A 1,588-nucleotide genomic window follows, 5' to 3' on the forward strand; every position below is an offset into this window, starting at 1 on the left:
TACCCTCGACCTTAAAACCGTCTTTAATAGCCCTTTCAATATTGCTCAGATGCGAAGAAATATAATAAGACCGGTATTTATCAGCCTCATCGGCTAAACCATTTTCTGTAATCGTTATAGGTATTCCGTATCTCTTATAATAATCATGTATTATATTATATATTCCTTCCGGATATATTTCCCACCCTGTATCACTTACCGGATTACCGGCCTTTGAAGTTTCCATTTCTGGACAATAATGACCGTATCCCTTAACTATTTTAAAACCGTATTCGCCATCATCTTTTTCCACAACATCCCGGCTATAATAATTGAGACCAAGCCAGTCTACACGGTTCATAAGGTCATCCCTTAAATTCTGTGTCTTACCATCCGTTGTTATACCTTCACAATTGCCCTTTATAATCGAATCAAAAAACGAATATCTGTTTATGTACTTTGCACGTTCAGATGCTTCATAATCCTTTTCAGAAAAAGGCATTATATCCCCATTAGCAAAAATAATTCCTACAGGTTTGCTGGTGACATATTTTATTGAATCGTATGCCCTTGCATGGCCTTCGGCAAATTTTCTTTTCTTCTGTATTGTGTTACTCAGGGAATGGTCCATACTGCATCCCTGATAAACCATATTTGGTTCGTTCATTGTACACCATCTGTCAGCAAATCTATCAAATTTCCACGCAATAAATGCGGCATATTTTGCAAATTCTATTATTATTCTGTTATCAAAACAGTTGCACAATGACTTTTCGGGATTTTTATCTGGATTATTGAGCCATAATGGAATTGCCCAGTGATATAAATTAATTATAAGGAAGTTTCCTCTGGATTTAAAGTCTGAAAATATATCGCTGTAGTGTGATATTGCATCCTGGTTTGCTATTTTATCCAGTTTTTCAAGCATGTCCATTGTTATGATTACTTTTTTGACATCTCCATTCTCAATTATTGAGTCTGCATATACGCTCTCTGTTGATTCAGGGAAAATACGTGACCATTCTACCGAAAGCCTTCCAGAGTTCATGCCTAGATTTCTGGCATTTTCATGGTCAATAGGGTACATATCCCAGTATGCAACTCCGTTCTGTGGGAGGTCTCCAGAAACATAGTGGTTTTGTGCATTGCTCCTACTGTTTGCCCATGCATACCAGTCGGAATTTTTGTCTTCATCAGATAACCCCATTTCAAACTGAAAACCACATTCGGAAAAACCGAATTTAAAATTTTTATCAAACATTATCTCTTTAATATGTGCAGGTTATTAAAAATTTTTTACATACTATTGATATGAGTATTCCAAAATGATCTCCCAGCTTAAGCATAATAGGTTCTCACTTTTGTTTTCGCATAAAGAGATGATTTTTGGTCTGCTATGAAGGAGGTGGGTATTTCTCACATACAATGTTAAATTAAGGATGGTGTGAAAATTTATCAATAGTTTGATATTAAACCGCCCTTGTAATAGTTATATTGATCAATTTAATATCCTCATAAAGCGCCGATTTACCCCCTACAGAATATGTTTTACCTTCAGAACTTATATAAAATGTCTGTCTTTTTCCGTTAATGCGCTCCGTTTTAATGA

General features: G+C 35.5%; 2 protein-coding genes. Both read right to left on the bottom strand.

The window, feature by feature from the left end; all coding sequences use genetic code 11:
- On the bottom strand, positions 1 to 1,240 hold a 1,240-nt coding region (locus tag AMDU4_RS13755), incomplete at its 3' end, for a family 1 glycosylhydrolase (protein ID WP_021788531.1).
- Positions 1,241 to 1,448: 208 nt separating this feature from the next.
- On the bottom strand, positions 1,449 to 1,586 hold the full coding sequence (locus AMDU4_RS14235) for a TrmB family transcriptional regulator sugar-binding domain-containing protein (protein ID WP_394324951.1): 138 nt from the start codon (positions 1,584 to 1,586) through the stop codon (positions 1,449 to 1,451).
- Positions 1,587 to 1,588 lie beyond the last annotated feature (2 nt).

It is taken from the genome of Ferroplasma sp. Type II (genome assembly GCF_000496155.1).